A 22,501-nucleotide genomic window follows, 5' to 3' on the forward strand; every position below is an offset into this window, starting at 1 on the left:
TTTATGACCCCCACTTTTGCCACCTGTGATTTGTGCGATGCCCACAAAAATGAGCCCCCTGAGCTGTTCCGGGTGCTGCCGCCAGTGTTCAGAGACTTCGGCGCACGCCAGACTTTTTGTGGTCCGGTGGCGACCGTCAAATGCTTCGAAGACAACTCGCTGGTCAAGGCGGCGGTGGACTCGGTCGGGTATGAAGACACACCCTTGGGTCGCATCGGCAAGGTGCTGGTGGTCGATGGCGCGGGCTCAACGCGCCGTGCTTTATTGGGCGGCAATCTGGGCGCGGCGGCCGTCAGAAACGGCTGGGCCGGCGTGGTGATCGACGGCTGTGTGCGCGACGTGGCCGAACTGGCCGTGCAGGAGGTGGGCATTCGCGCGCTGGCCAGTGTGCCCATGCCCACCGAAAAGAAGAACCAGGGCCTGCAGAATCTGGCGGTGCAAATCCAGGGTGTCTGGGTTCATCCCGGCGACTGGTTGTATGCCGATGCCGACGGCATGGTGGTCAGTGCAACGCGGCTGGTTTAGCGCGCCCCGGCAGGGTCGCCAGCAGCACGCCCGCCAGGCAAAGGGCAAAGGCAAACAGTTGCATGGCGTTGAGCTGTTCACCCAAAAAGAGCACACCCACCAGCGCCGCTGAAATGGGCAGCATGACGGTGAAAACACCGGCGCGAGATGCCGCAATGGTCTTGAGCCCGGTCATCCACAGCCACACCGTCCAGACGCTGGCGGCCAGCGCATAAAACAGCAGCAGCAGCCACATGGCCGCCGGCACGCTTGAGAAGTGAAAGCCCCAGGCGGCATACAGGCCAAACGGCGTCATCATGGCAAAGCCCCACAGGTTGATCAGCGCGGTGATGCGTTTGGGCGACAGGGCGCCGGTGAGCTTTTTGCCGATCACCGCGTAGCTGGCCTCGCACAGCACGGCGGCAAACACCAGCAGGTTGCCCCACAGCGCGTTGTCTCCCGCAGGTGCGGACGCGTCAGATTTGGCCATTGAAAACAAGCTGATGCCGATCACGGCCAGCGCAATCGCCGCCCACACGCGCAAGCCGATACGTTCACGCAAGAACAGCCAGCTCAGCAGCGCCACGGCGGTCGGAATGGTGGCCATGATGATGCCGGCCGAGACGGCGGTGGTCATGCTGACGCCGTACAGCATGCAAATGGTGAACATGAAATTGCCGAGGAACGACTCCAGAAACAGCAGGCCCTTGGTGCTGCGGCTTATGGGTGGCTCACTTGCCGGCTTGATCAGCCAGTGCGGCATGGCCAGCGCGCCAATGCCAAAGCGCAGCCAGGCCAGCAACATCACGGGCAACGCCAGCACCAGCGGCTTGCTTAGGGCCACATAGCTGCCGACCAGCGACATGCTGGCGGCCAGTAGCAGGTAGGCGAGCCAGGGCGGCGCGGCGCGGGCTGAATCTTGGCTGGGAGGTGTCACGTTTTGGCTGGCGCGAAGGTGGAGTGATCGATGGTATGTGAATTGGCACCTTGAAAGCGCCTCAACCCCGGATAATTTGCTGTGCCGCTGATGGTGCGTCAAATCGCTCAGCCATCGCTTCTTTCAAGGATGTATTCATGTCAATCGGTGAATTTGCTTACGCCAACCACAGCAACCGTTTTCTGGCTGCGCCCGAGTTGGCACAGCAGCCGTTTGCCGTGGTTGGTGTGCCCTTTGACGGCGCGGTGACCAACCGGCCTGGCGCGCGCTTTGGTCCGCAGGCCATTCGCAGCGCCAGCTTGATGTTGTGCGACGGCATCCACCCGCTTTTCGAAGTGACGCCGCTGGGGCATCTGGGCGACGGCCATGACATGCGTCTGCCCAACGCCTCGCCGCTGGCCGAGGTGCGCGCGCTCATCCAGGCCCGGGCCAGCGCGCTGATGGCGCGCCACCACTGCGTTTTTCTGGGGGGCGACCACTCCATTACCTTGCCCCTGCTGCGCGCCGCTCATCAAAAGTATGGCGCGCTGGCGCTGGTGCATTTCGATGCCCATTGCGACACCTGGACCGACCACTTTGGTGAACCCTCGGGCCACGGCACCTGGACCTATGAAGCCCTGCAAGAGGGCCTGGTGAGCCCGCAGCATTGTGTGCAAATCGGCTTGCGCTCCAGCGGTGACCGCGCCGCGCGCGAGTATGTGCTAGACCAGGGCGGCCTGATCTTTACCGGGCGCCAGTTGCGCGGGCTCGACGGCGCGGCACTGCGGCCGGTGGTTGCGCAAATCCTGGCGCGCCTGGGCGGCCGCCCGTGTTACCTCACGCTCGACATCGACTGCCTCGACCCCGCCTTTGCCCCCGGCACCGGCACGCCCGAGCCCGGTGGCCTGAGCAGCTCGCAGGTGCTGACGCTGCTGGAAGAGCTCAGCCCGCTTAACCAGATCGGCATGGACTGCGTCGAGGTCGCGCCCGCCTACGACCATGCTGAACTCACCAGCAACGCGGCCGCCACCTTCGTCTGGACCTATCTCTGCGGCCAGATTGCCAAACTTGCCTGAAAGCCCCATTGCATGCTGCTCGACTCCGACACCCAACTTAACCAGCACAGCTACTACGAAGCCAGCGTGCAGCGCGACGCTATTGAGCCACCATTGCAAGGCCACATCACTGCCGACGTGCTGGTGGTGGGCGCCGGTTTTGCCGGCTTGTCGGCGGCCATTGAGCTGGCACAGCGCGGCTACCAGGTGGTGGTGCTCGAAGCCGACCGGATTTGTGCCGGTGCCTCCGGGCGCAACGGTGGCCAGGCTATTGCGGGTTATGCCAGTGGGCAGGAACCCTTTGAGGCGCAACTCGGCAAGGCACAGGCGCGGCTGGCCTGGGACCTGTCGATGCAATCGCTGGACCTGATCGACCAGCGCATTGCCAACTTCCAGATCGACTGCGACCGCCAGCACGGCTACCTGCACGTGGCCGACTCGGCGCGCAAGGCGCGCGCGCTGGCCGCCGACATGCAGCGCTGTGCGCGCGACTACGATTTTGTGACCGACTTTGCCACCGGCCCCGAGGTGCAACGCCACATTGCCAGCCCGCTCTATCACGCCAGTGCCTATGAGCGCAAGTCGGGGCATCTGCATCCGCTCAAATATGGCCTGGGGTTGGCTCGCGCCGCCAAAAGCCTGGGCGTGCAGATTTACGAATACTCGGCAGTCACCGGTCTGCAGCGGGGCAAGCAGCTCACCGCCACGACAGCGCAGGGGTCGGTCACCGCGCCCTTCGGGGTGCTGGCCGGCAACTGCATGCTGGCCGATTACGGCCCGGCGGTGGCCCCCGACATCGCGCCGCGCATCATGCCGGTGGGCACCTACATGATCGGCACCGCACCGCTCGACCCCGAACTGTGCCAGCGCCTGATCCCGAGCAATGCGGCGGTGTGCGACAACAACTTCATCCTGGATTACTTTCGCTTCAGCGCCGACCACCGCATGCTGTTTGGCGGTCGCGTCAGCTACACCACCCGCACGCCCGCCAATTTGCAGGCGCTGATGGCAGCGCGCATGGCCAAGGTGTTTCCCGCGCTGCGCAATGCGCCGGTCGAATTTTTATGGGGCGGCTTTGTGGACATCAGCATGAACCGCGCGCCCGACTTCGGCCGCCTGGGCGACAACCTGTATTACCTGCAGGGTTTCAGCGGCCATGGCGTGGCGCTCACCGGCCTGGCCGGGCAACTGGTGGCGCAGGCGGTGGCGGGCCAGGCCGGGCAGTTCGACCTGTTTGCCAAATTGCAGCACCGCCGTTTTCCGGGTGGGCCGCTGTTGCGCATGCCCAGTCTGGTGCTGGGCACGCTCTACCACCGGCTGCGCGATGTGTTGTGATCAGGATCACACGATCCAGACGCTGGTAAGAGAGCCAGCGAGCGATTGAATCCAAGGCCCGAAGCGGAACTACGACTCGCGCGATTCATTTCCGAAAAGCGGCCGACCAACGGCGTGAAGTCGGGGTCACCGGCCGAGACAAGGGGCAATGGCGCAAACACTGCCAGCCGCAGCGTGAACTCCAGCGGCGCCATCACAAGGGTGCGTCGTGCATCGTGCGATCTATCGAATGGCGACCGCAATATCGTTCAACGCGAACTCATAGCGGATGCCGCGGCCGACGATCCGGTATCGTCCCCGGCCCTGTGTAGAGAGAGGGTTTGGCAGAACGGAGACCCAGCGGTTCTCGCTGTCGTTGACGCGCCCGACGAACAGGATCCTGTAGCGGTCATGTCCGGCGTTCGCCTGGGCAACCGCGATTTCTCTCTCAGAAAGGTCAAACGCCATGTCGTCGGTCGTCGTGGCCTTCACTTCGAACATCAGCGGCCCTCGGCGCTCGCGGAGCACCTCGATGTCGAACCCGAGATCATCATTTCCAATATCGCCGTCATTGATCACGTGGCGGCGATAGTGCGAGCGCCAGAGGCATGCCGATCCATAGCGTTTGCTCAGCCATTCGTACGCAACGAGTTCACCCATGAAGCCGATCAGTTCGGTCTGGTCACTCGTCAGTCGCTTCGGCACGCGAACCTTGGGCGGACGATCGGCGTCCCCGTCGTTGAGCCGCTTCCGCTTCCGGCGTTCCTCGATCTCGCGAAGCGAAACGGGACGATCCGACGTGCCGAGGAGGTCGGGTGAGATTCCGGTCCGGATCGCCTCGACAAGCTCGCCGATTCGGTCGGGCTCAAGGGAGACTGGCCGGCCATCCAATGACACCGATCGCCTCTCTTGCGCGCGCTCCCATCGAGCGCGCGCTAGCTCCTCGGCTTGTGCGGCGAGGTCATCAGGAGTAAGGCCGAGCATCGCGAGCTCGAGCGAATTCGGAAGCTCCTGGGACCATTGACCCAGGCGGCGCAACCAGGTCACGATGGCCTCTTCGTCGAGAGGACGGAAGTCGAGGATTCCTGCTGATGCGATCTGCCGTAAGAGCTCGTCGGTTTCATTGGTGGTCACCCACGCCGGGGGCAAGACCCCGCCACGCTTGATGGACCAAAGGGGAAGCCGAGCCACGGCGCATTCGATAAACGCATTCAGACGACGCGCGTTCGCGGTCCTGGTATCAAGGAGCGCCGGAAGGTCGCTCGTATCCACGGGGGTGTCCGTTGGAAGCGTGGCAATCCAGACGTCCACGCGCCTGGCCATGTCAGCCTCCGGCGGCTGGTCCCATTCATTCAACCACTCGAGATCAGGGTCCAGTTGGCTACGCCACTCGTCAGGCGGAGTAGTCCGCCTCAGGATCGCCGCGCCAAGCTCGCTCACCATGGCCGCGTAGTGGACGGGAAGGATTCCCGCGTCGAATAGCGGGGAGGCGCGTACCCGCAGCCGGTCGATGATCAGATCCCGCTGCCGAGCGAGGTGGGACGCCATGGCCGTGACCAAACCTTGGGGGTTCTGTATCGGTGCGTACTCGCCGCCGAGCGCGATCAAGACGCGGTTGAACTCCGCGAAGCCGATCTGCAACTCATCGCGCATCGCAGCGATGGGCGAGCCCTCGAGGGCACGGTTCACAAGATGCTCCGGGGACACACCTGACGGGAGCCGATCCGAGAAACCTGATAAATAGGCGACGATCGCATCCGGATCCGGCTCCTCAGCTGTCGCCCTCAGCAGATCAAGGAGAACATCCTCGCCGAGGAGCGCAGCCACGATGGGCCGAAGCGCGAAAGCAAGTCCCGTAACACCGGTGCGCTGGGCATGCCGGACCTCGGCGACGCGATCAGTCGACTCCTCGAACACCGCCGAGTAGTCGGCATCTGACGGGGTTGTCAAGGATGCTGAGCCAAGCCTTCGTGCAAGCGATGTGACAACAGTCTCTAGAGCGTTTGCTGTCTCCACGGCGCCGATGAGTTCACCGATCTTTGGGGCAAGGAGACTAAGGATGTCCCAGTTCAAGAGGCTGGCCTCTCCCTCGTAAGCTACCGCAGGATTGCCAGGTCCGGAAACCGCAAAGACACGGCGTAAATGTGCAGGGAGCGCGACGGGCTGACCTTGCAGTTCAATGCTTATGTCGTCCCCCGCGTGGAGCTTGATCGCCCGGAGCAGTCCAGTCGCGCTTCGGATCCTGGCATCCGTTTGTCGATTGAAGGCCGACGCCTTGAATTCGAGCGTCAGCGCTACGAGATCGACGAGCCACTCTCGTCCAGGGCAAACCAAGGTCTCCCCATCGTGATCCTCGACCGGCACACCGTCAACGAAGACGCGCACGTCCGTCCCACCCACTGTCCGCAGCTGCAACGCAGTCCATTTCTCTATCGTTGCTGCGACGACCCGGCCGTCACTAGGATCGACCGGCAGGACTGGCACCTCGATCGTGTCGAGGACGGCCGCGACCAAGCGATCCTCGTCCACGAGCACATATGGGACCAAGGCACTCGCCAGCGCGTGAGCGCCGAGGCGGCCACGCTGAGTTACGAGGACGTGATCCTCGCGCCGAAGAGAGCCGACGGGACCCGGTCCGACCCCGCGCGTCACGAGGGTCCAGGTGCGTTCGTATGCCTTGCGCAGGTTTGCGACAAGACTATCGGGGATGTCGTAGGTCTGTTGCGCCAAAGCCAAGGCACGAAGTCGTAACACTGCGTCGCTTCGTTCGTTCCACGTGTTTAGTCCGAGCGAACGAAGGCGCTCGGAAGCGACAGGCGACGACTCGATCTGACGGCGCACCGCTGTGACCACGAGTGGCATGAATGTCGGCCGTGCCTCGTTGTCAGTGTCGCGGTAGTGCCATGCGGTAGTGGGGCGGGCGAAGTCTTCCGCCGTCGGTGCGCCTGGGCGGGTCACTGGCAGCCATTCAACTTGTCGCAGGAACTCAGCAGCGGGCGACGGAAGTGATACAGGATCTGCCTGATTTTGCGCTCGGGGCCGGGCGATGCGAACCGAGACCACGTCCTGATCCCAGCTGCCGAGGCCCGACACCAGCAGACGGCCGTAGGTCTCACGGGCCGCGGGTGGTAGGAGTTCGTACTCGCCCGATCCCGGGAGCCGTTGAACGCGGCCAACGATTCGGTAGAGGGTATACGGGTAATAGGGTCGTGCGACCGACGCCCGCAGGGCTGGATCCCAGCGCGCGTGGTCGGCTGGCGGGAGCTTGACGGCAGTGGCGAACCCCGACGTCCACCAGTGGCCCTGTTGATCGCCAATTGAAGGTGTGACGTCGATCGGCGGGAGCCCATCCCGCACGCCGACGCGCCGTAGGAATGCGACCCACATGTGCAAGGACTCGATCCGGAACGTGAACTCGACTGGGGGAACGAGGAGTCGGCTGCTGAGGCCTTCGATGTCGGCCGAGGCCCCTGCTGCCTCACCGATGAGCTTCTCGACGACGCTGCCGAGAGTGTCTGTCCAGGAGGCTGAGAACAGCGTCTCTCCCGCTGGCAGCCAATCTCCAGAACATGTCGGTAAGAGTATGTGCAAAGCGCTAACGGGCGGCGCCTGGGTGTATTGGCGCTTGGCCGTCAGGTTGAAAACGAGACGCAGGGCGTCGGCGTGAACCTGCTTGTCGCGCGTGTGCGGCAGCACCGCGGCCAAGCGCGCGAGCAGCGCTTGCGTCCGAGGCATCTGGACTAGGTTGGTGCGCTCGAGGAACTCCCGACCCGGCCGGTTTTCCATCCGCTTCGTCTTGGGGTTCATCGATTTCCACGCAATCTCACTGTGCACGTAAGCGAGATGCCGGCTGAGAGTCTTGGGGATTGTTACATCCCGGCTTACGTCATCACCTTCGGCGATCTCACGCATTGGAAAGAAGACGGCGGGAGCCTGAGCCTGGTCGTCGGCCGGGCCACCCCACGTCCGGTGGATTCGAAGGTTGTCGTCGATGAGCAATTCGCGGCCGCGGAGGCTTGACACATCGTCGCGCTCGAAGAATGCATCGAGGTCGTCGTACAGCCCGATCCATGCCAATGGGTCGAAGCTGGCGGGTCGTCGATGGGCTGTAGCCGCCATCCGCCTGGCGACGGCCTCCGCCCAAATGGCGACGCGTGCGGCTTCCGGGATCATTGAGCGCCGCGTCACGGCCATGGACATGGCCTCTATCGCATCAAGCGTGGGCTTACCGAGCAGGGGCTCCAGAATCGACGCCTGGTCGTCCGCGGCGAGGCTGGTCTCGGCGATCGCCTCCGGGGTAAGTGTGTTCATCGACCGACTCCACACATTGGCCGCCGCGAGGGATGACCATCGCTTCGGACCCAGGACGGGAAGGAAATCTGCAGTAGCGAGGTCGCACCCCTGTCGCTGGAATGCGGCCCTTAGGCGCGCTATCTGTGCTTCGTTCCAGACGGCAAGCCCGGGCACAAGACGTCGGCCCTCGGCGTGCTCGCGCAAAGCGGTCCACGAAGCCGCAACGATGTCGGCCGCTACATCGAATAGGTACTCATTGAGGGGCGCGCCCGGCACCAACCCGTCCCGCGCCAGGGTCACTGCGAACGGAGCGTTGAGGTGCCCTGCGAACGGGCCACGTACTCGATGGTCCATCGGCAGGAAGCAATACAGGCGCGAGTCCGCCTTATCCACTTCATCGATCCGCAGGGCGATCGCCACCTCCGCGACTCCATCCCAGTCGCGCCAGGACTCGTCGACCAAGGTCGCAGTGATCGACGCCTCGATCGCTTCGATGAACGCCTCGTGGGGCACGGCCCTCGTCAGCAGCAGACATCGGCCCGCGTCCCCCAAGCGCACCTCGCAAGAACGAATGCCAGCGACTTCGATGCCTGATGGAACCTCCTCCCGAACCAGCTCATGGACGACAAGTTCCCCAAATGGCTCGATGACTTCAATCCGAAGCTCCGCAAGTCGGTCGAGGAAGAGAAGCAGCGGAGCGTGACGTGAGACGGCGTCAGAAATCTGCTTGCGGGTGATGTCGCCCGCCCGCGCTGTTCTCAGTGGAAGGCGGATGACCGAAACGTAACCCGCGTCTGCGAATCCGCTCAGGCGGGCTGGGTGATAGGCCGGAGCGATGTAGATCGGCAGGCCATACGACGAAATTCGATCACCAAGGTCGGAAGTCTCCTCGTCGCTTTTCGTCAGGGTCCGCATTGCTGCGGGATCGGCGAAGCGGAAGCAATACCCGTTGAACCCGACACCCTGACTGCCGCGCGAATAGATTTCCGGCCAAGCCGCTACCTGTAGGACGCTCTTGAAGCCCACCCCTTTGTTGCCGATCCCTTCTCCGGGTCGCTTGCTGCTTTGAGCGATCTCGCAAACAGCGCGGAAATTGGCGTCGGTGAACGGTCGGCCAGTGTTGGCGACGTAGACACACCCGAACTCCCCTTCTGTCGCGTCGAAGACCACGAGTACTCGCCCACGCGAAGCTGGCGGTTGGGCATCGTAGGCGTTCTGGATGAGCTCAAACAGGAATCGCTCGGCGTACTCCCGCGCGGCCTGCTCGATGAACTTCTTTGCGCCCTTGAGGGTGTCTACGAGCGCCCGGACCGTCAGTGCCTCGCGGATGATCGCGTCCGTGAACGCGTATATCCGCGCTGCCGCCTCTTCGGTCGTGTCGGGAGTCGACGGACGGCTGGTAGTGTTCATTTGCGTCGGTTGGATCAATTGGAGTTTCGCACGAAATTGGATGACCTATGTGCGCCAGCATATCGCAATACCCGGCGAGGACACGACCCCACAAACGATCATTTATTCCGGTCGACCGAAAGACTTGTCAGTTGTGGCCGCAGCAGCTGAACCAGAGCTCCACCTGACAGTGCAACGGTCCGAGCCGCAATGTGGATATCTTCCGCTCCAACTTCCTTCGCTGCATGTTGTGATACCGAGACTCGCTCGAAGAGCGAACACTTCACGGTCGCGCTACTCGTGCAATCTGAAGCACCATAAGCGGCCGCTCCCGAATGTCGGCTGATGGTCGTCACAAGCCAGCCATCTTCTCAAAGTGCTTGCCCCAAACTTGAGGTTGAAACGTTTACAAACTCGGGCCACCATACAAATTCCGGTCGTCGGCGCGAACGACCTGCCCTCATGTGGAGCTCGGCATAATGGCACGTTGCGGGTACAGCTGGCGCTTGCAGAATAGGCAGATAGCCCGTCTAATCTGATTCACGGAGGAACCTTTCATGCAAACAAACTTTCGGCAGCCGCAGATCGATCAGTCGAGACCGGCGAACGCGTCACTGCTGACGCGATGGATCACCTTAGCGATTGCGGCATGTGCCTTCAGCCCGGCCCTGGTGCTGGCGCAGTCGGGCAAGTTGGGCAGCTACACCGGCACCATCAAGGTGTCCGGAACAGAAATCGGCCCAGAGGTAACCTACCGCGCCACCGTCAAGGTCAGCCTGCCGGTCACGGAACGCGATAGCAGTTCCATCACCGCCGATTTCATCACCGAGGACGCGCCGAACGCAAGCGTGCAGATTGCGCAATGGGACTCATCCTTCACCGAAAAGTCTCGTGGAGCGGATGGCAAGTTCGCCCATTGGACCTGCTCGCTCGCAGCGCCTGTCGAGATCGCCATGAAGCCGACCGGCATCCTTAATGTGGACCTGGAAAAAAAGAGGCACGAACTTTCGCTGACCTTGCTTTCCGTTCAGGATGTTGCCTTCAACTGCGTCCATTCACAATCGGGCGCCCACAAGAAAAAGCAGGGCATCGCGCTGTACATGGGTACCGGCGCTCCAGGTGCGCAGGGCAAGGCACCGATGCCGTTTATCGACCCCGCACGCCTGACCGCAAAATACACGCTGATGCCCACAGCGGAAACCAAAGGCAAGTACGGTCCGATCGTTCAGGAATGGGACTTGCGACTGGTCCGCTGAAAGAGGTCGGCGAGCCCGCCGCTGCGCTGCACCTTGATGCCCACTGCACGCAACAACACCTCCGCCTGCGGCACCACCAGCGTCAGTTGCTCCCTGGCCCGCGTCATGCCGGTGTAGAGCAGCTCGCGCGTCAGCACCGCCACCAGCCGGTCCGGCAGCACCAGGGCCACATGGTCAAACTCCGAGCCTTGTGATTTATGCACCGTCATGGCAAACACCGTTTCCACCGCGTCCAGCCTGGCGGGCAGCACCCAGCGCATGCCGCCTTGACCGTCCGGGAACGCCACGCGCAACCCCCTGGCGTGATTCAGGCACAGGCCGACGTCGCCATTCATCAGTTTGAGGTGGTAGTCATTGCGCGTCACCATCACCGGGCGGCCGGCGTACCAACCCTCGCCGGGCAGCCCCAGACTGGCGGCGATGCGCTGGTTCAGGCTGTCCACACCCCAGGGGCCGTCGCGCACCGCGCATAGCACCTGAAAATTGGCAAATGCTTTCAGTGCGGCTAGCGCCTGCGCGTCGCTGCAAGCGCTGTTTTTGAGGGGTTCGAGTTGTTGCAGCCAGGCCTGCCAGCCCTGCCGCACCAGCGCCTTCAAGCGCGGGTCGTGGGCTTGGCCGGGTTGCAGTTGGGCTACGCTGGCTGGCGCGTCAAGTTGCCAAGTCGGCGCCTGTTGCCACAGCCTTTCCACCGTGGCGCTGTCGCCCGCATTCACCGCGCGCGCCCATTGGCCGATGCCACTGTCGTCGGCAAAGCGGTGGCTCAGGCGCAGCATGACGGTCTGCTGCGCCAGGGCCGAGCCGTTGCCGGCCCAGGCGCTCACGTCAGCGCCGGTGGTTTGCGCCAGCCAGGCCAGCGTGTCCGGGTTGTAATTGCCCTGGTCGGCATCGGCGCAGAGTTGGCCCATCACCGCGCCGGCTTCGACCGAGGCCAGCTGGTCTTTGTCGCCGAGCAGGATCAGGCTGGAGGTGAGCGGCACGGCGGCCAGCAGCCGAGCCATCATGTCGAGGTCGATCATCGACGCTTCATCGACCACGACCAGGTCCACAGCCAGCTCCAGCACCGTGTCTTGCGCCAGGTTGCTGCGCACTTGCAGCAGCTTGTGCAAGGTGACGGCCTGGGTCGGGATGTGCCGCCGCAGGTGTTCGGGCAGCTTTTGCACGGCCGAGGCGATGGACTCGCCCAGCCGCGCCGCCGCCTTGCCGGTGGGTGCCGCCAGCGCGATGCGCAAGGGCGTTTGCTGGCCTGCCGGGTCGGCTTGCAGCAGCGCCAGCAGGCGCACCACGGTGGTGGTTTTGCCGGTGCCCGGGCCGCCGGTGATGAGCGTGAAGCGTTTGCGTGCGGCCAGCGCGCAGGCCACCTTTTGCCAATCGGGGGCGGCGCTTGGTTGGCCTGGCTCGAACAGCTGCGCCAGTGTTTCTTTTAGGTTTTCGGGCACAGGGCAGGGCTGCGCCAGGCGGGCCGCAATCGAAGTGCGGATGTTTTGCTCGGCCTGCCAGTTGCGCCGCAGGTACAGGCGCGCACCGTCGAGCACCAGCGGGCTGTTGGGGCCTTCAATCCACGGCAGACTGGCCGCGCTTTGGCGCAATTCGGGTGCCAGCGTGTTCAGGTCCAGGCAGGCGTGGCCAAGACTGAACTGGTGGCTGACCCGGGCGGCCAGCTCGCTGTGCAGCGGGTCGGGGCTGGGCTGCTCCGCTTGCAGGAATGCCACCAGCGCCCGGTCCAGCCCGGTCAGTGCCAGGGCGTCGTCTTCAGTCAGCGAGGCGCTCATGAGGCCGCCTCCAAAGGTTTGACTTTCGCTTGGCTGGCAGAGAATGCCGCGTCGAGCGCTTCGATCAAGGCCTTGGGTGGCCGGTCCGCATACAGGCCAGCGCCAGGCTGGTCGATGCCGCGCAAAAACAGATACATCGCGCCGCCCACATGCCGGTCGTAGTCGTAGTCTGCCAGGCGAGATTTCAGCAGCCGGTGTAGCGCCAGCACATACAGCGTGTACTGCACGTCGTAGCGGTGCGCCAGTATGGCCTGTTGCAGTTGCGCCGGGTCGTAGCCCGGCAGCTTGTTGGACTTGTAATCGAGCACGTAATAGCGGCCCTCGAATTCAAAGACCAGGTCCATGAAGCCGGTGAGCATGCCCTCCAGTTGGCGGGGCTGCATGGCTTGGCGCGGTTGACCGACCAGTACATGTGCAGCGATCAGGCGGTCCAGTTGCGCGCTGCCCAGCGCGCTGACCTTCAGGCTGAATGCCATCTCGGGCCAATGCTGCTCGGCGCCCAGTTGGCCCAAAACCAGAGGTGATGCCGTGTTCAGCGGCAGTGCGGTGCCGACGATGGCTGGCACCCAGTCTGACAGTAGCGCGCATTCAGTCTCATCGAGCCCGAGCTTTTGGGCCTGGCGCCTGAGCGTGGCCTGCCACTGCGCGCTGACGGCTGCGCCAGGGTCATGCTGTGCTGCGGGCCAGCCTTGTTGCGCCTGCCATTCCAGCAAGTCGTGCAACAGCGTGCCGTAGTGGCTGCCGGCAGGGAAGGTATTGAATGGCGGTGGCGGCGGATCAGCTTGATCGTCCTGGCATGGATCGCCGCGCTTCGCTCGCGATGACGGCGGCAAATCGCTGTCGATGTGCGCGTCGCCCAGGCGTTCGTCCAGTTCCGACGCCATCACCGCGCCGCCGGCCGAAGCACCGACGTCGCGCGTCAGGGCGCTGAAGCTGGCACTCCACCAGCGGCTGATGAGTTGGCGCCGGGGTGTCAACGCCGGCTTCCAGTGCCTGGCGCTCGCCTGCGGGCTGTAAGCGGTGTCATCGGGCTCAGGGGCATCTTGCACCGCGATGTGCGCACATTCCCAGGCCTTGAGGCACTGCGCCAGGTCGCCGCTGGCCCGGCGGCCCAACAGCGCCGACACGGCACTTTTAACCTTGATGGTCTTGCCTTCCACGTCGCCGCGCGTGGCGGTGATGCCGAGCCACAGGGCCTGCTCGGCACGGGTCAGCGCCACGTACAGCAGGCGAATGTCCTCGGCCAATCGCGGGGCATCGTCCTGGCCGCTGTCGGCCTCCCGGTAGTTGGCCACGAAGGGCAGGAACACCAGCGGGTATTGCAGCCCCTTGGCCTTGTGCAGGGTGACCACCTGCACAAGGTCGGCGTCGCTTTCAAGCCGCAACTGGGCCGTGTCGCCACTGGCTTGCGGGTCGCGCAACTGGTCTTCCAGGTAGCGGATCAGTGCACCTTCGCCTTGCAGCCCGAGGCTGGCGTTTTGCAGCAAGTCGCCCAGATGCAGCAGGTTGGTCAACTGGCGCTCGCCGCTGCTGCTTTGGCGTTGGTGGTCGGCCTTGTCCTGGTTGAGCAGGCGCGCCGGGATCGATTGCTCATGCAACAACTGGTGCAGCATGGGCAAAAAGCCCTGGCGCTGCCAGATGGCTTGCCAGGCATGAAAGCGCTCGGTCAGCGCGTCCCAGGCCGCTTCATCCTGAAACAGGGTTTCAAGTTCGCGCCACGACAGGCCCCAGAGCCCGGTCGCCAGCGCGGCCCTGACCCAATGGCTGGCGCGCGGGTTGGCCACCGCCCGCAAGATGCGCCACAAGTCGTTCGCCTGCGGCGTGGCGTAAACGCTGTCGCGCTCGGACAAATACACGCTGCGCACGCCCCGGCTGGCCAGGGCGCTGCGAATGGCACGCGCCTCGCGCCAGTCGCGCACCAGCACCGCCATGGCGCCGGGTCGGGTCGCGCCCGCATTGAGCAGATGCGTCATCTGCGTGGCAAAGACCTCGGCCATTTGCCGCATCCACACCGCCTTGCGCTGGAGGTGCGGGCTTTGCAGGTGCCAGACCGTCATGGCCACTTGCGTCTGGCCGGCCACTTGCAGGGGCTGCACCTTGTCGTTGCAGGCGCTCACTTTCTCGTAAGGCACTTCACCAAATGGCTCGGCGGCGCGGCCAAAGACATGGTTGACCGCAGCCACCACGCCTTGCGTCGAGCGGTAATTGCCGCTCAGGGTGTGGATCGCCTGGGCCTGCTGGCGCGCGCTCAGGTAGGTGGCCAGGTCAGCGCCGCGAAAACTGTAAATGGCCTGCTTGGGGTCGCCGATCATGATCAGGCCGGTGCCACCAGAGGCTTGCGTCGCGTTGCCAGAGGCGCCATAGATTTTGGACAGCGCGCCGTATTGCCAGGGATCGGTGTCCTGAAACTCATCGACCAGCGCCACCGGAAATTGCGCGCGGATGGCGGCGGCCAGGCGCCCATCTGGGGCTTGCAGTGCGTGGTACAGGTGCTGCAGCAGGTCGGAAAAATCGAACTGCGCCAACCGGGACTTGGCCTGGCGGTAGGCGGCACCGACCTCTTGGGCAGCGTGAGCGAGCAGCAGCTCGGTCACCGGGGGTTCCTGATCGAGGGACTGGCACAAGGCTTCGACGTGGGCAAAGGCGATGTGTTGCGCGGCATCAGCCCAACCCTTTTCCAGCAGGCGCGACACAGTAAAACGCTGCAGGGTCTCGGGTTTGATGCTGTTGCCTTGCTGCCAAACCGACATTTGTTCAAGCCAGCCTGCCAGCCAGTCGGCGCGGTAGCCCTTGATGGCCTTGCGCGCGGCGGCCTCGGTGACCAGTGTGACCAGTTCCGGCGTCCAGGCAAGTCGGGCCTGTGATGTCAGCGCGTCGTGCTGCTGTTGCCAGACCTCCCAGGCCTGAATGGCCACATAAGGCGTCTGCTCGGGCGCACTGGCCAAATGCGGCGCCTTGTCTTCAAGGTTCCAGAGCGGGCCGAGTTGTTCAAGCAATTCTTGCGGGCTGGAAGCCACAGCTTGCAGGGCGCCCAGTTGATTGGCAGATAGCGGATAAAACCACTTGCGCCAATAGTCCTGCACGGCGCCGAGCTTGAGTGCCTCGCTGTCTTCGACCCGGCTTTGCTGGAACAGGCTGGCGCTGTCGAAGGCGTGCGTTTTGAGCATCCGGCTGCTCCAGCCGTGGATGGTGAAGATGGCGGCCTCGTCCATCCACTGCGCCGCCAGGTCCAGCCGCTCGGCGCAGGTTGGCCATTGCGCGGCGTCGATGTCGGCGCGCAGGCTGCGCAGAAAATCATCGGCCTCGAAGCCGGGTTGCTCGCCGTGTTTGAAGAAGCGCGCCGCCTGCGCCAGGCGCGCCCGAATGCGCCCGCGCAACTCGGCCGTGGCGGCCTCGGTGAAGGTCATGACCAGGATTTGCGGCGGGTACAAACCGCTGCCCGGCTGGGTGCCTTTGGGTGCGTGGCCCAGCACCAGGCGCACATACAGCGCGGCCAGCGTCCAGGTCTTGCCGGTACCGGCCGACGCCTCGATCACCTGCAGGCCGTTGAGCGGCAGGGTCAGTGGGTCGAGTGGCTTGATGTTGCTCATGCGTTGACGCCTTCGCTTGGGGTCAGTGCAATGTGCCGTGCCAGATCACCGTACAAAATGTCGGCCCACTCGGGCAACCTGGATTCGATTTCGTCATAACTCTCGAAAGCGCGCGCCAGATAGGCCGACTCGGCGCGCTCGCCAGGCCCGTGACCGCCCTCGAAAACGGCTTGGGCCGCGTCATGCGGGTCTTTGGGCACCTTGTCGGGCTGCGCCACGGCCAGACGTTCGGCCTGCAGCACGGCTTGCAGATAGGCCCAGCCGGTTTTGCAGGCGATGGGGAGCGGGCGCTGCCACGCTGCTTGGTAAGCCAGCACCAGCTTTTCCAGTATGGCCAGGGCGTCTGGTGCGGGCAGGGGGTTGAAGACCGCCTGGCCGTCGAGCCCCAGTTGCACGCTGGTCAGGGGCATGGCGCTGGCGCAGGCCGCCAGGTGCTGCAGCCACAGGCCAACCACGATGTGGCAGCGCGCGGTTTGCTCATCTTTTTTGCCCTCCAGCACGGCCCCGACGCGCTGGCCGATTTGCAGCCAGCCGGCTTCACCGCTGTAAAGCCCTGCCAAAGTTCCCGTGAGGCTGATGCCACCCAACTGCAGGTCGATCGACTGCGCGGGCAGGGGATTTGGGTAGTGCTGCACCCAGTCGGCGCGCCGATCCAGCACCACTTGCGTTTTGGCCTGCAGCTCAGATGCCAGGCGCTGGCCAAAGGCGGCCATTGGCAGTTGGCCCGAAAGCGTCAGTTTTTCCATCGCCTGGGGCAAATCGGCGGCGTCTAGCAGTGCCTGCCCCGCGTGGTAGTGTTCCAGACCATTGAGCGCGAAAGGTTCTTCGGTTTGCTCAAGCTCATCGACCGTGTCAAGCCGCACCTGCAGGCGCGACCTGAAGAACACCTCGACCGGCTGGCGCATCAGTTGGCGCAGATCGGCCAGCGTCAGGTGGGACGGGGCTGCCAGGGCTGTGGTGTCGGCGGCGGGAGATGCGGGGGTCGCGCTGTCATGCACTCGCGCCCAGTCGGCGGCGTAGGTCTGAAAGGGTGAATCCTGCAAAAAATACGCTTCAGAAAAAGCCTGCAGCGGCTGCTGTCGAACCTGCGGTGCGGCTTGCCAGCCGGCATGGAGGTAGTCGATCAGTTGCGCTACCAGCACCGAGGGCGGCTGCTCGCCGTTGTCGCTGGCGCTGTGCCCTTGCCAGCTGATGTAGAGCTTTTGCCGCGCCGACAAAATGGCTTCCAGAAACAGGTAGCGGTCGTCCTCGCGGCGCGAGCGGTCGCCCACGCGCCAGCTTTGCGCCATCAGGTCGAAGTCGCGCGGGGCTTGTTGGCGCGGGTAGTCGCCGTCGTTCATGCCCAGCAGACAAATCGTCTGGAACGGAATCGCGCGCATCGGCATCAGGGTGCCGAACTGCACGCCGCCGCCAAAAAAGCGCTGCTGCAAACTGCTTTCCTCGATCTGCGCCAACCAGTGCTCGCGCACCACGTCCAGCGGCAGGGGGGTGTCGAGCTGTGCCGCTTCGCAAGCTTGCAGCCAGGCTTCGAGCGGGGTCAGGCAGCGCTGGATGAGGCGTTCATCGGCGTCGTCACTGGCCTCAAAAAAGCGCGCCACAATGCCGGCCAGAATCGGCCCCCATTGCGCGGGTGTCTTGTCACCGGCGAGAGCTTGCAGGGCGGTGCTGGTGGCCTCCAGCCAGTCGAGCAGGGCACTGATGACCGGCGCATCGAGCCCGCCCAGCGCGGCCTGCGGCTGCGTGGCGCCCCAGGGCGCACCGGCGCCCACGGCATAACCCAGCAACAGGCGGCGCAAGCCAAAGGCCCAGGTGTTCTGGTCCAGGCCCGCCACGCCGTCGGGCACGCCCCAGGCCTTGCGGTGGCTGGCATCCAGCCCCCAGCGCACACCGGCCTGCGCCAGCCAGTCGTGCAGTTGCGCCACATCGGCCTCGCTGAGGCCAAAACGCTGGCGCACCGCTGCCACTTCGAACAGCCCCAGCCAATCGGCCGATGTCAGGCGCGATGTGGGCAGCGCCAGCAGTTGCGCCAGCGCCTGCACCAGCGGCGACTGTCGCGGCGTCGTGTCGGCCAGCGCATAGGGAATGTGCCGCGCCTGCCCCGGCATGAAGCGGCCAAAGACCGCCTGGATGTGCGGTGCAAACGCGGCCATGTCGGGCACCATCACCATCACGTCGCGCGGTTGCAGGGCGGGGTCGGCATCGAACCAGGCCAGCAATTGGTCGTGCAGCACTTCGACTTCGCGCTGCGCCGAGTGGCAGGTCACAAAGCGGATCGAGTCATCTGGCGGCAGCGCCCGGGGCGACGCTGGCAAAGGCACAAGATTGAGCATGTCCGATTGCATCCGGTGCAGCAGGCTGGGGTGTTGCTGACCGGCTGCGGGATCAACGAAGACATCGACCCGGTTCATGCGTTGCCGGTAGCGTTCAGGCGCGTCGAAGCCGTCCAGCAAATGCAGGTAGTCGCGCCCCTGTTTGCCCCATGATGCCAGCAGCGGGTGGCCGCTGGCGGGCAGCGGTGTGGGACTTTGCCGGTGGCGCACCTGCGCGCGCACTTGGTCATGGCCGGCCACGATGTCACCCCAGTAATACTGACACGGGTTCTGCACCAGCATCAGCACCTGGCAGACCTCGCCGAGCCGCGCCAGTGCCTCGACCGTTTGCATCGGCAACGAAGAAATGCCAAACACCACCAGGCGCGGCGGCAAGCCTTCCGGGCGCTGGCCGGTGGCTTGGCATTGCGCCGCCTGGGCTGTGAGTGCGGCCATGAAGCGGGCATGCACGCTGGCGCGCGAGGCATCGGCCAGCGCGGCCCCGACATCGGCGCGCAGGTCGCGCCACAGCTGGGCTTGCCAGGCGTGGGCGTCTGCCAGCTCACCGGGCTGGCCATTGTGGCTGCGCAGCACGTCGTGGCCGGTCAGGCCAGTGGCCCAGTCCGCCAGCCAGTCGGCGCGGTAGCTTTGGTAAGCATCGAAGACATCCGCCACCTGCAGCGCCAGCTGGTAGCGTTTGCGGCCGTCGGTGTCACCTGCCAGATAGCGCTGCAGCGGCTCGTAAACAGGGTTGCTGGCCGCCAGTTCGGGCAACAGGCGTACCAGGCGCCAGAGCAAGTGGCCCTTGTCAAAAGGCATGTGCGGCGGCACGGCAGCAGCGCCCAGCACGCTGCGATAGACCTGCCACAGGTAGCCACTGGGTAATTCCAGCCGGGTGGCAGCGCAAATGCCCAGGGCGGCGTCGTCGGCCAGCGCCATTTCCAGCCAGTGCTTCATGCCGTTGCTTTGCACCAGGATCACCTCGGGCGTCAAAGGCGGCAAGGGCTGGGCGCGCAGGAATTCGCAGAGCAGGTCGCGCAGGTCTTCCAGGCGGTTGCCGTGCAGGACCATGAAACCCGGCTTGAAAACGGGGGCGGTGACACCGGGCGTGGATAGGGTCATGTTGAAGGGCTGAAGCTTGCCAAGGCGCTGGCGATGGTGCGGGCCAGCAGCGGCCCGAAATGCTCAATCTCGGCCAGCGGCGCATAGCCGTAGCCAATGATCAGCCCACGCAGCCGGGTTTGCTTGAGGCAATAGCTCGACAGCGGGCGCACCGTCAGCCCCAACTTGGCGATGCGCTGCGCCAGCGCCTTGTCGTCCAGCGTATCGGGCAGACGCAGGCACAGGTGCAAACCTTGTTCTGCCCCGTTGATCCGGGCCAGCGACCCCAGGCAGGGCTGCAATGCTGCCAGCAGGCTGGTGCGACGCTGGGCGTAGCTTTGCCGCGCGCGGCGCAATGCGCTGGCGAAATGCCCCATCTCGATGAACTCGGCCAGCGCTGCCTGCAGCGGCATCTGGCCGGGGCGATTCAGGTCGTAGTGGGCGCGCTTGAATGCCGCGGCCAGCCCCTTCGGAACCACCATGTAGCCGAGCTTGAGCCCCGGGTAAAGCACCTTGGAAAACGAGCCCAGGTAGATCACGCGCTGGTCGGTGTCGAGCCCTGCCAGCGAGGCAATGGGCGGGCCGCTGAAGCGGAATTCGCTGTCGTAATCGTCCTCCAGGATCCAGGCCTGGTGCTGGCGCGCCAGCGTGAGAATCTGATGCCGTCGAGCCAAGGACATCACTGCGCCAGTCGGGTATTGGTGCGACGGCGTCACGTAGATCAGCCTCGGTGGCGTGGCGTCGTCAGCGGGCTGGGGCGCAATGCCCAGCTCGTCCACCGGCACGGCGTGCAGCGCCAGGCCGGTGGCCATGAACGCCTTGACAGCGCCCCAGTAGGCCGGGTCTTCGAGCCAGACGGTGTCGGCATGGTCGGCCAGCAGTTGGGAGCACAGCGCCAGAGACTCCTGCGTGCCGCTGGTGATGATGACCTGTTCAAGGTCCAGCGGCACACTGCGAAACACTCGCAGATAGTCGGTCACCGCGCGGCGCAGCGGGGCGTAGCCGCCCAAACTGCTGTAGTCGAGCATCTCGGGGTAGGTCATGCGCCAGTGCTTGTTTTGCAGGCGCTGCCACAGTGCCACCGGGAACGCGCTGAAATCGGCAATGCCGGGGGTGAACGGCTGGATCTCGAGGTCGGTGGCGCAGAACGTGCTGCTCAGGCGCATGCCGCGTGCCGACAGGCTGGCTTGTCGGCTGGGTGCGCCGCGGTGCTTGAGCGCAGGCAGCCTGGGGACGTTGTCGCTGACAAAGGTGCCGCTGCCGATATGGCTGACCAGATAGCCTTCAACCGTCAACTGGTTGAGGGCGGCGACCACGGTGTTGCGCGACAGTTGCAGGTCTTGCGTCAAGTCCCGGCTGGAGGGCAGGCGCTCACCAGCGGCAATTTTGCCGTCCAGGATGGCACGCCGCAGCGCTTCGTACAGCTGGCGGTGCAGCGGCAGCTTGGTGGGCTGGTTCAGGCGGCCGATTTCGGTCAGTAACAATTCCGAGAGCATGTCGTGGCGAAAGTGGCACCAAGGCCAAGGTTTAAATGGCTCTGATTGTGAACCAATTTCTGGCTCACAATGGTTTTTATAACTGCGCGCAAAATAGGTGAACAGTATCACCCTGGAGCAAACCATGAATGCCAAGAAGTCAATGAATTTCAACGATCTGGAGCAATGGCTCAACGAACGCCGCGTGACCGAGGTGGAGTGCCTGGTGCCCGACTTGACCGGTGTCGCTCGCGGCAAAATTTTGCCGCGCGTGAAGTTCACCGAGGACCGCGGCATGCGCCTGCCGCAGTCGGTGGTGGCCATGGGGGTGACCGGCGAGTTCCCCGAGAGTGGCCCCTATTACGACGTCATCGACCCCACTGACAAGGACATGCAGTTGCGGCCCGACCCCAGCACCGTGCGCATCGTGCCGTGGGCCACCGATCCCACCGCTCAGGTCATTCACGACTGTTTTGACCATAAGGGCAACCTGGTGCCGTTTGCGCCGCGCAGCGTGCTGCGCCGGGTGTGCGACCTGTTTGCCACCGAGGGACTCAAACCCATCGTGGCGCCAGAGCTGGAGTTTTACCTGACCGCCCGCAACACCGACCCCAACACGCTGCTCAAGGCACCCATTGGCCGCAGTGGCCGCAGCGAAACCTCGCGCCAGGCCTACAGCATCGATGCCGTCAACGAGTTCGACCCGCTGTTCGAAGAAATCTACGACTTCAGCGACAAGATGGAACTCAACGTCGATACGCTGATCCACGAAATCGGCGCCGGCCAGATGGAAATCAACTTCTTCCATTCCGAGCCGCTGGGCCTGGCCGACGAGGTCTTCCTGTTCAAGCGCACCGTGCGCGAATCGGCACTGCGCCATGACATGTACGCCACCTTCATGGCCAAGCCGATCGCCGGCGAGCCGGGCAGCGCCATGCACGTGCACCAGAGCATTCTGGACGTCACTACCGGCAAGAACATTTTCAGCAACGAAGACGGCACGCCCTCCGAAGCCTTCATGCATTACATCGGCGGCCTGCAGCGCTACATTCCGGCGGCCATGGTGCTGGTGGCGCCCTATGTGAACAGTTACCGGCGCCTGTCGCGCAACACCGCCGCGCCGATCAACATCGAATGGGGCTACGACAACCGGACGGTGGGCATTCGCTCGCCGATTTCATCACCCGAGGCGCGCCGGGTCGAGAACCGGGTGATCGGCGCCGACGCGAACCCCTATGTGGCGCTGGCCATGACGATGGCTTGCGGCTACCTCGGGCTCAAGAACAAGATCAAGCCCAAGGCCGAGATGAAGGGCGATGCTTACCTGTCGCCGTACTCGCTGCCACGCAGCCTGGGTGAGGCGCTCGACTGGCTGCGCCGCGAGTCCGACCTGCACGAGGTGCTGGGCAAGGAATTCATCACGGTGTATTCGGAAATCAAGGAACTCGAGTTCGACGAGTTCATGAAAGTGATCTCGCCGTGGGAGCGCGAGCACCTGCTGCTGCACGTGTAACTCGCCATTCTTTTATC

At 64.2% G+C, this 22,501-nt stretch carries 11 protein-coding genes; 5 read left to right on the forward strand and 6 right to left on the reverse strand.

Annotation, left to right across the window (positions count from 1 at the left end; translation table 11 throughout):
* Window positions 1–3: 3 nt before the first annotated feature.
* Window positions 4–525 (forward strand): ribonuclease E activity regulator RraA, encoded by a 522-nt coding sequence (gene rraA, locus PHF15_RS02455; RefSeq protein ID WP_300118683.1) that lies wholly within the window; start codon window positions 4–6, stop codon window positions 523–525.
* On the opposite strand, the gene PHF15_RS02460 is transcribed toward rraA, so the two are convergent.
* Window positions 503–1,441, reverse strand: coding sequence for a DMT family transporter (locus PHF15_RS02460; protein WP_300118685.1), 939 nt, complete (start codon window positions 1,439–1,441; stop codon window positions 503–505). The two genes, rraA and PHF15_RS02460, sit on opposite strands and share 23 nt — an antisense overlap.
* Before the next feature lie 137 nt (window positions 1,442–1,578).
* Here PHF15_RS02460 and speB point away from each other — a divergent pair, with 137 nt between their 5' ends.
* Together speB and PHF15_RS02470 are read left to right on the forward strand one after the other, a co-directional pair.
* The gene (gene speB, locus PHF15_RS02465; RefSeq protein WP_300118687.1) at window positions 1,579–2,496 is read left to right on the forward strand and encodes an agmatinase; all 918 of its coding nucleotides are present in this window, start codon (window positions 1,579–1,581) and stop codon (window positions 2,494–2,496) included.
* 12 nt (window positions 2,497–2,508) lie between these two features.
* Window positions 2,509–3,810 carry an FAD-binding oxidoreductase gene (locus PHF15_RS02470; protein WP_300118690.1) on the forward strand — a complete coding sequence of 434 codons (1,302 nt, stop codon included), beginning with the start codon at window positions 2,509–2,511 and terminating at the stop codon, window positions 3,808–3,810.
* A gap of 222 nt (window positions 3,811–4,032) precedes the next feature.
* Here the strand turns inward: PHF15_RS02470 and PHF15_RS02475 are convergent, their stop codons facing one another.
* Entirely contained in the window at window positions 4,033–9,492 is a 5,460-nt protein-coding gene (locus PHF15_RS02475) for a DUF3883 domain-containing protein (RefSeq protein ID WP_300118693.1), read from the reverse strand.
* A gap of 536 nt (window positions 9,493–10,028) precedes the next feature.
* On the opposite strand from PHF15_RS02475, the gene PHF15_RS02480 reads away from it, so the two are divergent.
* Window positions 10,029–10,727, forward strand: a complete 699-nt coding sequence (locus PHF15_RS02480) for a hypothetical protein (RefSeq protein ID WP_300118696.1) — start codon at window positions 10,029–10,031, stop codon at window positions 10,725–10,727.
* Here PHF15_RS02480 and recD read toward each other — a convergent pair.
* Genes recD through PHF15_RS02500 form a run of 4 tightly spaced genes read right to left on the reverse strand, consistent with a single transcriptional unit; the run spans window position 10,697 to window position 20,992 of the window.
* Window positions 10,697–12,496 carry an exodeoxyribonuclease V subunit alpha gene (gene recD, locus PHF15_RS02485; protein WP_300118698.1) on the reverse strand — a complete coding sequence of 600 codons (1,800 nt, stop codon included), beginning with the start codon at window positions 12,494–12,496 and terminating at the stop codon, window positions 10,697–10,699. The two genes, PHF15_RS02480 and recD, sit on opposite strands and share 31 nt — an antisense overlap.
* The gene (gene recB / locus PHF15_RS02490; protein WP_300118701.1) at window positions 12,493–16,086 is read right to left on the reverse strand and encodes an exodeoxyribonuclease V subunit beta; all 3,594 of its coding nucleotides are present in this window, start codon (window positions 16,084–16,086) and stop codon (window positions 12,493–12,495) included. Before recB ends, recD begins: the two co-directional genes overlap by 4 nt.
* Window positions 16,083–19,517, reverse strand: coding sequence for an exodeoxyribonuclease V subunit gamma (gene recC / locus PHF15_RS02495; RefSeq protein ID WP_300118704.1), 3,435 nt, complete (start codon window positions 19,515–19,517; stop codon window positions 16,083–16,085). The genes recB and recC overlap by 4 nt, the downstream gene beginning before the upstream one ends.
* The gene (locus tag PHF15_RS02500) at window positions 19,514–20,992 is read right to left on the reverse strand and encodes a PLP-dependent aminotransferase family protein (RefSeq protein WP_300118706.1); all 1,479 of its coding nucleotides are present in this window, start codon (window positions 20,990–20,992) and stop codon (window positions 19,514–19,516) included. The genes recC and PHF15_RS02500 overlap by 4 nt, the downstream gene beginning before the upstream one ends.
* 124 nt (window positions 20,993–21,116) lie before the next feature.
* Here PHF15_RS02500 and PHF15_RS02505 point away from each other — a divergent pair, with 124 nt between their 5' ends.
* Entirely contained in the window at window positions 21,117–22,484 is a 1,368-nt protein-coding gene (locus tag PHF15_RS02505; RefSeq protein ID WP_300119078.1) for a glutamine synthetase family protein, read from the forward strand.
* Window positions 22,485–22,501: the final 17 nt, after the last annotated feature.

The sequence above is a fragment of the Rhodoferax sp. genome (assembly GCF_028689295.1).
GTDB lineage: Bacteria > Pseudomonadota > Gammaproteobacteria > Burkholderiales > Burkholderiaceae_C > Rhodoferax.

Coding starts and splice junctions, on each gene's coding strand:
- rraA (WP_300118683.1), top strand. CDS start 4: ATGACCCCCACTTTTGCCACCTGTGATTTGTGCGATGCCCACAAAAAT.
- speB (WP_300118687.1), top strand. CDS start 1,579: ATGTCAATCGGTGAATTTGCTTACGCCAACCACAGCAACCGTTTTCTG.
- PHF15_RS02470 (WP_300118690.1), top strand. CDS start 2,509: ATGCTGCTCGACTCCGACACCCAACTTAACCAGCACAGCTACTACGAA.
- PHF15_RS02475 (WP_300118693.1), bottom strand. CDS start 9,492: ATGAACACTACCAGCCGTCCGTCGACTCCCGACACGACCGAAGAGGCG.
- PHF15_RS02480 (WP_300118696.1), top strand. CDS start 10,029: ATGCAAACAAACTTTCGGCAGCCGCAGATCGATCAGTCGAGACCGGCG.
- recD (WP_300118698.1), bottom strand. CDS start 12,496: ATGAGCGCCTCGCTGACTGAAGACGACGCCCTGGCACTGACCGGGCTG.
- recB (WP_300118701.1), bottom strand. CDS start 16,086: ATGAGCAACATCAAGCCACTCGACCCACTGACCCTGCCGCTCAACGGC.
- recC (WP_300118704.1), bottom strand. CDS start 19,517: ATGACCCTATCCACGCCCGGTGTCACCGCCCCCGTTTTCAAGCCGGGT.
- PHF15_RS02500 (WP_300118706.1), bottom strand. CDS start 20,992: ATGCTCTCGGAATTGTTACTGACCGAAATCGGCCGCCTGAACCAGCCC.
- PHF15_RS02505 (WP_300119078.1), top strand. CDS start 21,117: ATGAATGCCAAGAAGTCAATGAATTTCAACGATCTGGAGCAATGGCTC.